The sequence below is a fragment of the Campylobacter sp. IFREMER_LSEM_CL908 genome, assembly GCF_025771545.1.
GTDB lineage: Bacteria > Campylobacterota > Campylobacteria > Campylobacterales > Campylobacteraceae > Campylobacter_D > Campylobacter_D lari_D.
The window spans coordinates 83870-97298 of record NZ_JAKMQK010000003.1 but is presented as its reverse complement, the minus strand read 5'-3'; the positions used below and the strand labels follow the sequence as shown (position 1 = coordinate 97298).

The 13429-nt window shown below is 29.3% G+C and carries 12 protein-coding genes; 2 read left to right on the top strand and 10 right to left on the bottom strand.

From position 1 onward, the window contains the following. Positions 1 to 19 precede the first annotated feature (19 nt). Positions 20 to 1384 carry a nicotinate phosphoribosyltransferase gene (locus L8U04_RS01940; protein WP_263709284.1) on the top strand — a complete coding sequence of 455 codons (1365 nt, stop codon included), beginning with the start codon at positions 20 to 22 and terminating at the stop codon, positions 1382 to 1384. Here the strand turns inward: L8U04_RS01940 and ispG are convergent. The 6 genes from ispG to L8U04_RS01910 form a co-directional block, all read right to left on the bottom strand. Continuing rightward, positions 1381 to 2445 carry a flavodoxin-dependent (E)-4-hydroxy-3-methylbut-2-enyl-diphosphate synthase gene (gene ispG / locus L8U04_RS01935; RefSeq protein WP_412175287.1) on the bottom strand — a complete coding sequence of 355 codons (1065 nt, stop codon included), beginning with the start codon at positions 2443 to 2445 and terminating at the stop codon, positions 1381 to 1383. The genes L8U04_RS01940 and ispG overlap by 4 nt on opposite strands. A 56-nt stretch (positions 2446 to 2501) precedes the next feature. Beyond that, entirely contained in the window at positions 2502 to 3995 is a 1494-nt protein-coding gene (locus L8U04_RS01930) for a C69 family dipeptidase (protein ID WP_263709283.1), read from the bottom strand. 120 nt (positions 3996 to 4115) lie between these two features. Continuing rightward, complete coding sequence (locus L8U04_RS01925; RefSeq protein WP_263709282.1) at positions 4116 to 5960, bottom strand: primosomal protein N'; 1845 nt, start codon at positions 5958 to 5960, stop codon at positions 4116 to 4118. Next, a complete protein-coding gene (locus tag L8U04_RS01920; protein WP_263709281.1) occupies positions 5957 to 6427 on the bottom strand; it encodes a type II secretion system protein in 471 nt (156 codons plus the stop codon). Before L8U04_RS01920 ends, L8U04_RS01925 begins: the two co-directional genes overlap by 4 nt. Next, complete coding sequence (locus tag L8U04_RS01915) at positions 6428 to 6667, bottom strand: hypothetical protein (protein WP_133319896.1); 240 nt, start codon at positions 6665 to 6667, stop codon at positions 6428 to 6430. After that, entirely contained in the window at positions 6654 to 6887 is a 234-nt protein-coding gene (locus tag L8U04_RS01910) for a hypothetical protein (RefSeq protein WP_012661890.1), read from the bottom strand. Before L8U04_RS01910 ends, L8U04_RS01915 begins: the two co-directional genes overlap by 14 nt. A gap of 154 nt (positions 6888 to 7041) precedes the next feature. Here L8U04_RS01910 and uvrB point away from each other — a divergent pair, with 154 nt between their 5' ends. Continuing rightward, complete coding sequence (gene uvrB / locus L8U04_RS01905; protein WP_263709280.1) at positions 7042 to 9015, top strand: excinuclease ABC subunit UvrB; 1974 nt, start codon at positions 7042 to 7044, stop codon at positions 9013 to 9015. 16 nt (positions 9016 to 9031) lie between these two features. Here uvrB and efp read toward each other — a convergent pair whose 3' ends face one another. Genes efp through L8U04_RS01885 form a run of 4 tightly spaced genes read right to left on the bottom strand, consistent with a single transcriptional unit; the run spans position 9032 to position 13392 of the window. Beyond that, positions 9032 to 9601, bottom strand: coding sequence for an elongation factor P (efp, locus tag L8U04_RS01900; RefSeq protein WP_039618934.1), 570 nt, complete (start codon positions 9599 to 9601; stop codon positions 9032 to 9034). Positions 9602 to 9661: 60 nt separating this feature from the next. Beyond that, the gene (serA, locus tag L8U04_RS01895; RefSeq protein WP_263659747.1) at positions 9662 to 11242 is read right to left on the bottom strand and encodes a phosphoglycerate dehydrogenase; all 1581 of its coding nucleotides are present in this window, start codon (positions 11240 to 11242) and stop codon (positions 9662 to 9664) included. Next, complete coding sequence (locus L8U04_RS01890) at positions 11239 to 11718, bottom strand: hypothetical protein (RefSeq protein ID WP_133319893.1); 480 nt, start codon at positions 11716 to 11718, stop codon at positions 11239 to 11241. Before L8U04_RS01890 ends, serA begins: the two co-directional genes overlap by 4 nt. Positions 11719 to 11724: 6 nt before the next feature. Beyond that, positions 11725 to 13392 carry a 30S ribosomal protein S1 gene (locus L8U04_RS01885; RefSeq protein ID WP_220566688.1) on the bottom strand — a complete coding sequence of 556 codons (1668 nt, stop codon included), beginning with the start codon at positions 13390 to 13392 and terminating at the stop codon, positions 11725 to 11727. Positions 13393 to 13429: the final 37 nt, after the last annotated feature.

The window sequence follows — 13429 nt, the reverse complement described above, 5'->3', positions numbered from 1 at the left end:
TGTAAGTAAAAATCCTTATATGAATTCTTCATTATTATGTGATTTTTACGAACTAAGTATGGCTTATGCTTATTTTAAACAAAATATGCATAAGCAGATTGTTTATTTTGAAGTTTTTTTTAGAAAAGCTCCTGATAGTGCTTCTTATGCTATTTTTTGTGGATTAGAACAAATCATAAATCATATTAATCATTTTTCTTTCTCTAAAGATGACATAGATTTTTTGAAAAATACTAAAAAATTTGATGATGATTTTGTAAACTACCTTTCAACTTTAAAATTTAGTGGAGATATACTAAGTGTTAAAGAAGGTGAATGTATTTTTGCTAATACACCTTTAATGATTATCAAAGCACCTATAATAGAAGCTTTATTATTAGAAACTTTCATACTTTTAACTCTAAATCATCAATGTCTAATTGCCACTAAAGCTAGCAGAATTGCTCAAATTGCAAAAGAAAAATTACTCTTAGAATTTGGCTCTCGCAGAGCCCATGGAGAAAGCGCAGCTTTAAATGGTGCTAGAGCTGCTTTTATAGGTGGTTTTCATGCAAGTGCTTGTACTTTAGCTGGGAGAAAATTTAATATTCCTATTAGTGGAACCATGTCTCATGCTTGGGTACAAATGTTTGATGATGAGCTAAGTGCTTTTAGAGCATATTGTCAAATTTATAAAAATAATATAAGTCTTTTGATTGATACATATGATTATAAAAAAGGTATTGAAAATGCTATTTTAGTTTTTAATGAGTTAAATACGCAAGATTCTATGCAAAATTATTCCATCCGTATTGATTCAGGAGATTTGCTGAAAATCTCTAAATATATTAGAAAAAAACTAGATCTTGCTAACTTAACAAAATGCAAAATCATAGCTAGCAATGCCTTAGATGAGTTCATCATAGAAAAATTACTAAAAAACAAAGCTCCAATCGATGCTTTTGGTATTGGAGAAAAGCTTATTACTTCAGCAAGCTCGCCTATTTTTGGAGCTGTTTATAAGCTTGTTGCATTAGAAAAAAACAATCAAATCATCCCTAAAATAAAAATCAGCGCAAGCTCAAGCAAAACAACCTTGCCACATTTTAAAAAACTCATAAGGTATTATAAAAACAATAAAGCAAGTTTTGATATTTTATATACACATGATGAGAGTATCAAAAATTATCAAGGTTATACATATAAAAATTTACATGAGCTTGTTTTTAAAGATGGAAAATTAATCTATGGGCTTCCTAACTTGAAAAATATTCAAGAGTATCATAAAAAAAGTGTTGATAGTTTGGATTTTAAACTAAAAAAACTTCAAAATCCAAGTATTTATAAAGTAAAAATTTCTAAAAAATTACAAAATATGCAAAAAACTTACTTAGAAAAAAATTAATCTTTTTCTCTAAGTTTTACTTCATCTTCTACTTCAAGTAAAAATCTATCAACAAGCTCATCTTCTTTTAATTTTGCTACCACTTCACCATGTCTTATAACTAAACCTTGATTTTTTCCAAAAGCAATAGCCACATCAGCACCCTTAGCCTCACCCAAGGCATTTACAACACAACCCATAACACTTATATTTAATGGTTCTTTTATATGTTTAGTTTTTTCTTCTACTATCTTAATCGCTTTAATCAAATCGCTTTGAATTCTTCCACAAGTTGGGCATGAGATGATATTTACTCCACTCTTTTGCACTCCACTATCTTGCAAAATAGCCCTTGCTACCTTAATCTCTTCTTCAAGTTCCCCTGTCATAGAAACTCTCATTGTATCGCCTATACCTTTTAAAAGCAAATTTCCTAAAGCAATCGAACTTTTAACCGTACTATGAAATTTAGTTCCTGCTTCAGTAACCCCTAAATGAAACGGATAATCACAAAGTGGTCTTAGAGCTTCATAAGCTTTTATGGTATTTTGCACATCTGAAGTTTTCATAGAAATTTTAATGTCAAAAAAGTCTAAATCTTCTAGTAATTTTATATTATATAAAGCACTCTCAAGCATAGCCTCTATATTATAACCATATTTATCGCTAAATTGCTTTTCTATAGAGCCATGATTTACTCCTATTCTAATAGGAATTTTTCTTTGTTTGCAAGCTTGCACCACTTCTTTTATATTTTCTTTTGAGCCTATATTTCCCGGGTTAATTCTCACCCCATCGATAAATTCAGCACAAAAAACTGCTAGCTTATGATTAAAATGTATATCCACTATTAAAGGCAAGGGGCTTTTTACTTTGATTTCTTTTAAAGCTCTTGCATCTGCCATGTCCAAACAAGCTAAACGCACTATATTTGCACCGGCAAAATAAAGCCTATTAAGTTGCTCTAAACAACCTTCAATATCTCTTGTTTTAGTAAAAAGCATGGATTGCACAGAAATAGGTGCATCTCCGCCTATTAAAACATCACCTACTTTTATTTGTCTTGTTTTATATCTTGTCATTAAAATCACTCTAAAAATATTTTTAGAGTATTATAGCCCAAAAATGGGCTATATCATTAATCTTTTTTATTTTTATTAAGAGATTTATATTTTACATCTGTATCTCTTGTTAAAAGGGTAAAAATTTGATTTGTTAAATCTTGGGTAAGTTTTTTAGCTTCCTTTTGATTTTGTAATGAAAAATCAACTAAAATTTGCTTTGCTTTATTCTTATCTTTTTGATAAAGACTTAAATATTCTTTTTCCATAGCTTCTTGTTTTAAAGATGTGTCTTTTTCAAATTTAACATAAGCATTTTTTACAATAGGTGCATACTTATTATAATCACTCATTACAAGAGTTTGTAACTTGCGATAAATCCAATAAATTGATTCATCATCAGCTTCATTTGTTCCTTGTTGATAACCTGCAATAAATTCATCATTACCAAAATAATAAGGCAAATACACACTCAAATCGGCCATTCCTATTGCGACATAATTTAACCTGCCTATCTCTTTAGGAAGCCACGGTCTAACTTGCATGATATGAGATTCATAAGTTCTAAACACACTCACAACACGATAAATATTTTCATCTTCATTGAAATTTGAGTATGGATCATATTTTGTTCTATCATAGTGCGATCTTAAAGCTTTTTTTAAATCATCCACACTAAGTTTTTGTTCAGGTTCTAAAAACACATTAAAATTAGCACCATTTTTTACATCTTGATTTAAAGATGGATTAAACATTTTTTGTATCCACCAAACTCTAGGATAATTATAAGTTAAATCTCTATCATCATTTCTTGTATAAACTTTAAAAAAATCAAAATCCTTATCTACTTTAGGATTATACGCTTTATGAATGACGGCAAAATTTATTAAATTTTTAGAATGCAAGGTATTTTCATCGTTAAATTTTAATTGCTTCAACCTACCCTGGTTTGCGCTAACAAAATACGAATTATTAGGAATTTTTACAGCCATCCACTGATGTGCTGTAGCACTTTCTAAATACCAAATTTCTTTAGAATCTACAAAAGCCACTCCAAAACCCTCAGCAGCACCTTGTTTTTCTATAATATCGCCTAATAATAGAACACCTTCTTTTGCACTTTTAATTCTTGGAAGCAAAACATCTAAAATATCATCTTCACTAATACCATTTTTCTCATTATAAGGATCAAATTTTAAAAGCTCATCTTTTGCATAAATTGATTCAGTAGCACTTATCCCAACACCCTTTTCATTAAAACCAGTAGCACCATGTAATTTACTTTGCCAATTAGCTATAGTACTATATTGAAAAGATTTAGCAGGTAAAGGGTAAGTAAAATCATTCATTCCTTGATGTGTTTTAGTACTATAAATACCTTTTTGGTTTTCAACTCTTGGATGGATTAAAAAAATCTGTGCTTTATCTGCTTTACTATCAGCACTTCTTGCAACCAACATAGAGCCATCTTTGCTTGCTTCATTTGGCACTAAAATAGTAGTGCAAGCTAAAGTATTATTGAGCAAAGCACCAAAAAGTACACAGTTTGTAAGAAAACTAAACTTTTTCATTTTCTCTCCTTTGAATTTAAGAAATTAAAAAAGTATATTCTTATCAAAATAAATTTAAAATTAAAAATAAAATATTGTTTTTATTATAAAATAATAATTATTTATAAATAAATATATTTTTTAAGAAAAATCAACCGGATCTATATCGCAAGTAATATTTTTAAAATTTAAAGCAAAATGCTCAAACTTTACAAGCTCTTGGTGAGTATTAGCACGCAATAATACATAAAAACGCCATTTTTTATTTAGCATTTCAATACCACAAGCACCATGGCCTACTAATTGCACTTGTTTTAATTCTTGAACTTTATTAGCTATAAATTCACATAAATTTAAAGCTTTGTTTTTATCCTCATCTTCAATAATTAGCCTTAAAAGTCTTTTAAATGGAGGGTAAAGCTCACTTCTAGAATTTAATTCATCTTTTAAAAAGCTATCATAATCTTGTATATATTTTTCAAAAAAAGATCTATTCTTAGTTTGTAAAAGCACCCTACCCTCACCCTTACGACCTGCACGACCTGCTACTTGCATAGCAAGAGCCAAAGTCTCTTCTAAAGCTTTAAAATTAGGTCTAAATAAATACTCATCAAGCCCCAAAATCACACTCAAATCCACATTATGATAATCATGCCCTTTAGCAAGCATAGAAGTGCCTACTAAAATATCAATTTTTTCTTGATTAAAATCTTTTAAAATCATATCAAGCTTTTTTACACTGCTAATCTCATCACTATCAAATCTTTTTATGATAGGATTAAACTCAGCTAATTCTTTTTCTAAAAGCTCACAAAGCTCTGCTGTGCCCATTTTTTTAGCTTCAAGCATAACTCCATTGCAGGTTGGACAAGTTTGATCAATTTCTTTAGTAAAATTGCAATAATGACATTTTAATGTATTTTTATTTTTATGCAAACTCAAAGCAATAGAACAAAAAGGACATTTAATGGTATTAGCGCATTCTTTGCATAAAATTTGTCTAAAATTTGCCCTTGTAGGTAAAAATACCACGGCTTGCTTTTTATTTCTTAAGCTAATTTTTAATTCTAAAAGCAATTTTGATGAAACACTAAGCTCACTCTCATCATACAAAAACTGCTTGTTGCTTTCAAAGAAGGTTCCTTTAAGTCTAAAACAAGGATGTTTATAAAAACTTACAACACTTGGAGTAGCAGAACCTAAAAGAACTTTTATATGCATTTTTTTTGCTATAAATAAAGCCAAATCTCTTGCATTGATTTTTGGATTATTAGAAGCTTTATAAGAATTATCATGCTCCTCATCAATAATAATCAAACTTAAATTCTTAAAAGGTAAAAACAAAGCCGACCTAGCTCCCACCACCAAAAGAGCTTTTGAATTTGTTAAATCTTGCAAATATTCTTGCTTTTTTTTCTTAGTAATTTTAGAATGCCACAAGAAAAAATGCTCGCCAAAATACACTTTTAATCTTTTTTGCATTTGTGGAGTTAGAGCGATTTCTGGCATTAAAAGCAAAACTTGCTTTCCTTGCTCTAGATATTCTTTTATCAAGCTAATATAAATTTCAGTTTTACCACTTCCTGTATCGCCAAATAACAAACTAGTTTGTTTAGTTTTTATAAATTCCAAAGCCTCTTGCTGGTTTTTACTTAAACTAGGTGCTTTTTCTATATGAATTTTTTCATTTTTATACTCTTTAATGCTTTCAAACATACCCAAAACAAAAGCTATTTTACTAGCATAATAATAAGCAATAAATTGAGCAAGTTCGTATTGGTATTGCGTTAGTTTAAAACCTGTTTTTTCTTTTATAGCTTGGGTTTTAAAATCAGGCTTTGAACATTTTTGTAAAATTATAGCTTTGAGATTTTTTTTCCTTGCAAGATCAACTATCACTTCATCTAAAATTTCAATTTCTTCTTCACTTTCATAAATTAAGGTATCTAAATAATATCCTTTTATAGCAAGTTGATAAAAATTCAAAACCCATAATCCTTACAATTTAAACTCACACATTCTAAAAAAACTTTTTCACCATTATAAGAAAAATCTATGTAATTTTTAGCATTTATAAAAAATCTATATTGAGTATTTGCTATTTTCATCCATGATTTTTTACTTGAAACAATTGGCTTATCTAATACACTATATGAACAATGATTTGTTTTTTTGTAATTTTGCAAACTATCACAAAAAAATAATTTTTGATTTTCACTATTTATCAAAGCTTCATCTAAAATGGCTGGAAAATCCTTACTTTCTTTAAATAAAAACTGATTTTTGAGTAAGGCCAAAGAAGCATTGATGAGCTCTACCTCACTTTTTGCTTGGATAAGTTTAGCATCATTTTTTCCAAAAGAAAAATACGGATAAGCAATTGTGCTAAGAATAGCAATAATCATCATACAAAAAATAAGCTCTACTAAAGTAAAAGCTTTTTTTACTTGCATTTATTGTATTTCTTCATCGATAGTGTTTATAAGTTTGTTGAGTTCTTTTTTTAAGATATAGTTTTCGTAGCTAAGTTTTACAAAAGCATTAATGAAATTTGCAAGTTCTATCTTACCTGTGCCTCCAGAAATTAAAGCAATTTCATCTTCAAGATGATTTGCAAATTCATTACTGCATGTTACAACAAAGTCTTTCGCATAGACATTGATTGTAACTTTTCTTTGATTATTGTTTGCCAAGAACTGCCTCTATTTTTTTGATCACATCTTCACTTTCAATATTTTTATTTTTAAGCTCTTCTTCCAAACGCGCAATTTGATTGTTTTTAGCTTCATTTTGTGCTTTTACGCTCACTAATTCATTTCTTAAATTTTCATTTATTTCACATACTTCATTATATTTAGCCAAAAGCTCATTTACTTTATCTGTCATTGTGTTGATTATTCTTTCATCATACATAATTTTTTGCCTTTATTGATTTTATATTTTAGAGTATTTTAAACACATATTGTAACAAAAAAAAATTTAATTTTGCATAGCTTTTTGTTTTAAAATTTAAATTTTTAGAAAAAATTTTGTGTAAAATTAGTAAAAATACAAGTTAGGAAAAATTATGTTTGAACTTACTAGCGAATTTAAGCCAAGTCCTGATCAAAAGCAAGCTATTGATGGTATAGTAAAAAACATTAAAGCAGGCAATAAATACCAAACCTTGCTAGGTGTTACAGGTAGTGGAAAAACTTTCACTATGGCAAATATCATTAAAAACTTAAACATGCCTACTCTTATCATGAGCCACAATAAAAGCTTATGCGCGCAACTTTATAGTGAATTTAAAGGCTTTTTTGCAAATAATCATGTGGAATATTTTATAAGCTATTATGATTATTATCAACCAGAAGCTTATATACCAAGAACGGATGTCTTTATAGAAAAAGATAGTTCCACTAATGAAGATTTAGAAAGATTAAGACTAAGCGCAAGTGCTTCGCTTTTAAGTTATGATGATGTTATTTGCATAGCTAGTGTTTCAGCAAATTATGGTTTGGGAAATCCAAGTGAGTATGTGGGTATGGTTTTGATTTTAGAGCTTAATATGCAAATAAATCAAAAAGAACTTTTAAAAAAACTTGTAGATATGGGTTATAAACGCAATGATAATTTCTTTGACAGAGCTGATTTTAGAGTCAATGGAGATATAGTAGATATATATCCAGCTTATTATGAGGATGAAGCTATTAGACTTGAATTTTTTGGCGATGAACTTGAGGCGATGTATCATTATAATATCTTAGAAAATAAAAAAGGTAAAGACTTAAAAAAATTTATACTTTATCCAACTAGTCAATTTAGTGTAGGTGAAGCTAGACTTAAAGAGGCTATAAAAGGTATAAAAGCTGAATTAAATAAACGCCTTGCTTATTTTGAAAATGAAAATAAACTCGTAGAAGCACAAAGACTAAAACAAAGGGTAGAATTTGACCTTGAAATGCTTCAAAGTACTGGCATGTGCAAAGGAGTTGAAAATTATGCCTTGCATTTAACAGGGCTTAAGAGCGGCGATACACCTTATACGCTTTTTGATTATTTTGCCATTAAAAATCAAGATTTTTTAGTCATTGTAGATGAATCTCATGTATCTTTACCACAATTTCGCGGAATGTTTGCAGGGGATAGAAGCAGAAAGCAAACTTTGGTTGATTATGGTTTTCGCTTGCCAAGTGCCTTAGATAATAGACCTTTGATGTTTGATGAATTTATTAATAAAAATTGTAAATTTTTATTTGTTTCAGCCACACCTGCACCTTTAGAACTAGAATTAAGCAAAGAAAATATTTTTTATCAAATCATGCGTCCAACAGGGCTTTTAGATCCTAAAATAGAAATCAAAGATAGTGAAAATCAAGTAGAAATTTTATACGATGAAGCTAAAAAAGTTATAGAGCGTAATGAAAGAGTTTTAATAACCGTTTTAACTAAAAAAATGGCTGAAGAGCTTAGTAAATACTACTTGGAACTTGGCTTAAAAGTAAAATACATGCACTCAGAAATTGATGCAATTGAGCGCAATGAAATCATCCGTGGCTTAAGAAGTGGTGCTTTTGATATTTTAATCGGGATTAATCTTTTAAGAGAAGGACTTGATTTACCTGAAGTTTCCCTTATAGCGATTATGGATGCAGACAAGGAAGGCTTTTTAAGAAGCACCACTGCACTCATTCAAACGATAGGACGCGCGGCTAGAAATGTCAATGGAAAAGTATTACTTTTTGCTAAAAAAATCACAAAATCTATGCAAGAAGCTATCGATACTACCAATGAAAGAAGAACCCTACAAGAAGCTTATAATAAAAAGCACAACATCACACCAACCTCAGTAAAAAGAAACATAGAAGAAAGTTTAAAACATGAGCTTGAACAAGGAGAAATTTATCGCAAAGGCAAAGAACTTGAAAAAATGCCTGCGAAAGAACGCGCTAAAATAGTAAAAGAATTAAGAAAACAAATGCTAGAAGCAGCTAAAAATCTTGAGTTTGAGAAAGCGGCAATGCTTAGAGATGAAATTAATAAATTAAGAACTTTATAATCCCTTAAATAAGGGATTATTTATTTGCTCTTTCTATATACTCTCCACGCACAGTATCAACGCGGATTACTTCCCCTTCTAATACATGGAAAGGAATTTGCACTACTGCGCCTGTTTCTAAAGTAGCTGGTTTTTTGTTTGAGCCTTGAGTATCACCTTTAAAATTTGGTGCCGTTTCAATAATTTTAAGTTCCATTACTTGAGGCACTTCCACACCAATTGCTTTTCCATTGTGAAATAAAACATCTACCATGGTTCCATCAAGCATCCATTTTTTAGCTTCACCCACATCTTCATCGCTAATTGCAACTTGCTCATAAGTTTGAGTATCCATAAATTGACAATTTTCACCATCATCGTATAGATATTGCATTTGCTTTTCTTCTAAATTTGGAGATTCACATTTATCCCCTGCATGGAAAGTTTTTTCCAAAACCTTACCATCGATAAAAGATTTAATTTTAATACGAACAAAAGCAGGACCTTTTCCTGGTTTTACATGTTGATATTCTACGATTTTAAAAGGAATACCATCAATTTCTATTTTTAAACCTTTTTTTAAATCTCCCATTCCATAAGAAGCCATATATTTTCCTTAATTTTAAAATTAAAAAATAATTGTAACAATTAAGGCTTATAAAAAGCCTTAAATTTCTGCATATTCTGCAAAAATACAAGCATCAATAGCTCTTAATTCCTCAAGCAAAGCTTTTGAAATTTTCGTATCAAGCAAAATTACAGCCAAAGCTTTTCCAAAGCCATTTCTACCAAGTCTAAAATCAGCTATATTGACATTATTTTTGGCTAAAATTCCGCTAACATTAGCAATAACTCCTGGTATGTCATTATTGTTTAAAATTATCATTTTCCCTTTTGGTTTAAAATCTACATCAAAACCATTCAATTCTACTATTCTTTGTTCATTTTCACCAAAAATAGTTCCTGAGATAGAAAGGTTAGAATTATCTGTAATTACTTTTATAGTGATTTTATTACTATAACCACTACTTGGTAGAATACAAGAAGAAAGTTCTACGCCCTTATCTTTAGCTACAAAATGTGCGTTAATATAATTAATATTTTCACCTAAAATACCTCTTAAAACACTCACTGTTGCAAAAGTTAATAAAGACTCATTATACTCGCTAATTTGTCCTTCACTTTCAAGTTTAATAGCCTTAATAGGAGTTTTATCAAGCTGAGCAGCCAAAAAGCCCATTTTGGAAATAAGCTCAATATAAGGTGCTACAAAACTTGGTAAATCTTCAGTTTTAATCGGTAAATTTAAAGCATTAGGATAAGAAATTCCTCTTGCAGCATTTAAAGCTTGCTCGCATGCTTGGATAGCGATATTTTCTTGACTTTCTAAAGTGTTTGCACCAAGATGAGAAGTAACAGAAACATTTTCAAAGTCTAAAAATGGATGATTAGTTGCTGGTTCTTTATTAAACACATCGATACCAAGCCAAGCTATTTTACCACTTTTTAAACCTTCACACAATGCATCTTCATTATAAAGACCACCTCTGGCACAATTTATCAATCTTACCCCATCTTTCATTTTAGAAATTTCTTCAAAAGAAATCATATCTGTTGTTTCTTTTGTTTTTGGCGTATGTATGGTAATAAAATCACTTTGAGTTAAGATTACATCTAAAGAATTCACACACTCTATACCCAAATCAGTCATTTTAGAAGCTACCACATAAGGATCATAAGCTATAACCTTCATACCAAAAGCTTTTGCACGTACAGCCACTCTTGAACCTATATTACCAAAACCTATAACTCCTAAAGTTTTATTCATAAGTTCAACACCATACCACTTTTCTCTTTCCCATTTTCTTTGTATTTTTAAAAAATTATGAGCATTTACAAAAGATCTTGCAGAGCATAATAAATGATTCATAGTAAGCTCAACTGCTGCTATGGTATTAGCTGTTGGTACATTCATTACTATAATGCCTTTTTTAGAGCATTCATCTATATCAACATTATCAACCCCAACGCCTGCTCTAACTAAAGCTTTTAAATTAGAACATGCATTGATAAATTTCAAATCCACATCCGTTGAACTTCTAGTAATAGCAACATCTACATCATTTAATTTTGTTAAAAGTTCATCTTTAGGTAAATGTGCTGCTTCGATAAGCTCAACATCATCAGCTTTTCTTAAAAGTTCTACGCCTTTGTCTAATATCGCATCACATACAATAATTTTTTTCATAACCAAACCTCCTTTAATTTTGCATTTATGTTATAAATTTTTAATTTGTCGATCAGTGTATTTAATACTTTTTCATTATTTGTATCTAAATAAATTGCCACTTCATCTTTACTCTGTGTTAAAGTGTATTTGATAAAAAAAGAATGCAGAGTTTGCTTTAAACAAAACATAGAATAAACATCATTTTTATTTACATCGAGCATATAAAATTTTTGTTTTGGCTTTACTACAGAATCATCCATATTAAAACTCATATAAAATTCATTTGCTGCTGGAGAAAAATCATTGATTTTAATATTTGAAAGTTTATCTTGCCAAGTTTGTGGTAACTCTTTTTTTATTTCATCAAAAGAATATTTAACATTTTGTGAGATAGGTAAATTCCCAATATCTACATATCTCACCATAAAAATAAAAGCAATAAATAAAATTAGGCTTAAAAAACCTAAAATACCATAAAGGGTATATTTTTTCATTTTTTATTATAAAAGTTGATCTTTGATAATATCACCTAAAGTTACTTTGTCATTATCATTGATTTCATTTAATGCTTCTCTTTCTTTCATTCTTGCAAGGCTTTTTACGCTTAAACGAATTCTATTTTTCTTTTCATCAATGAAAACAATCAAAGCTTCTATTGTATCACCTACTTTTAAACTTGAAAAATCAATATTACCTAAATCCTCTTTATGAATAAGCGCATCAACGCCTTCTTCAAGCTCTACAAAAACTCCAAAATCTTTAATATCTCTAATTTTACCAGAAATAACATCATTTACTTGGTGTTTTTGAGCATAAACTTGAACAGGACTTTTTTGTAATTCTTTAGTACTTAAAGAAATTTTTTGATTTTCTTTATCTAGTTTAATGATTTTAACTTCTACAACATCACCAACTTTATACATATCTTTACATTTATCACTTCTATTCCAAGAAGCATCTTCATTATGCAACAAACCTTCTAAATTAGCAATTTTTATAAAGGCACCAAAATTAGTCACGGAAGTAACACTGCCTTTTAGCACATCACCTACTTTATATGATTTTAAAAACTCATCAAAAGGTTTTGCTAATAAATTTTTTAAAGAAACTCTAAGTCTTCTTTCTTTAGCATTAATTTCAATCACTTCCACATCAAGCTCTTGACCTTCGTTAATATAGTCTTTTGGATTTTTAGCATTTTTATCCCAAGAAATTTCACTTATATGTAAAAATCCTTCTATATCATTTCCTAAATCTACAAAAGCACCATATGGTTCTATATTTGAAACCGTAACTTTAATAGTATCGCCAACTTCTAAACCATCTTTAATTTCATCCCAAGGATCAGGCATGGCAAGTTTTATAGATAAAGAAAGATGTTTTTTATCTTTATCATATTTAATCACTTTTACAGGAACTTTATCACCTTCATTATACAATGAACTAGGATTTACTGGTCCTTTATAAGAAATTTCACTATAATGAACTAAACCATCAACACCGCCTACATCAACAAACATACCGTAAGTAGTGATTTTTTTAACAACACCTTCTATAATTTCTTCTTGATTTAATACATTTGAAATAATTTCTTTGCGTTTTTTTCTTTCCTCATCTACTATTTTTTTTCTAGAAACTACTATACTCTGAGCTTCTTTATCTATTTTTATAATTTTAACTTTAAAAGTTTTATTGATAATATTATTTGAATCTTTAAAACTGCTTTGTGATTTTGGTAGGAAAAACTCCACTCCATTTTCATCCACAGCTACAAAGCCACCTCTATTTTTACCAATGATTTTTACATCAAATATACTTTCATCATCTTTATAATTGTTAATAAATTCTTTAACTTTTTGTTTTCTTAAAGCTTTTTTATGAGAAAGTAAAGATCTGCCACCGCGAGAACCTACTATAGCAACTTCTAATGTATCACCTTCTTTGAAGATAAATTCGCCTTTTTCGTTTTGAATTTCTTCTGCTACTAAAATACCTTCTGATTTTTGTCCTACATTTACAAATACCTCATCGCCTTTAATCGCGACAATTATACCTTGTGTAGTTGCCTCCTCATCAGACTTAAAAGATTCTTCAAGCATTTGCTCAAAATCTTCTTCTATGATAATATCCTCTAGTCTGTTTTGAACTTTTTTGTTCACCTCGCTCATTGTGGTCCTTTGTTTTAAATTTTAATTGTTGATTATA

Coding starts and splice junctions, on each gene's coding strand:
- L8U04_RS01910 (WP_012661890.1), bottom strand. CDS start 6,887: ATGTATGATGAAAGAATAATCAACACAATGACAGATAAAGTAAATGAG.
- L8U04_RS01920 (WP_263709281.1), bottom strand. CDS start 6,427: ATGCAAGTAAAAAAAGCTTTTACTTTAGTAGAGCTTATTTTTTGTATG.
- uvrB (WP_263709280.1), top strand. CDS start 7,042: ATGTTTGAACTTACTAGCGAATTTAAGCCAAGTCCTGATCAAAAGCAA.
- L8U04_RS01890 (WP_133319893.1), bottom strand. CDS start 11,718: ATGAAAAAATATACCCTTTATGGTATTTTAGGTTTTTTAAGCCTAATT.
- serA (WP_263659747.1), bottom strand. CDS start 11,242: ATGAAAAAAATTATTGTATGTGATGCGATATTAGACAAAGGCGTAGAA.
- L8U04_RS01930 (WP_263709283.1), bottom strand. CDS start 3,995: ATGAAAAAGTTTAGTTTTCTTACAAACTGTGTACTTTTTGGTGCTTTG.
- L8U04_RS01940 (WP_263709284.1), top strand. CDS start 20: ATGAATTCTTCATTATTATGTGATTTTTACGAACTAAGTATGGCTTAT.
- L8U04_RS01885 (WP_220566688.1), bottom strand. CDS start 13,392: ATGAGCGAGGTGAACAAAAAAGTTCAAAACAGACTAGAGGATATTATC.
- ispG (WP_412175287.1), bottom strand. CDS start 2,445: ATGACAAGATATAAAACAAGACAAATAAAAGTAGGTGATGTTTTAATA.
- efp (WP_039618934.1), bottom strand. CDS start 9,601: ATGGCTTCTTATGGAATGGGAGATTTAAAAAAAGGTTTAAAAATAGAA.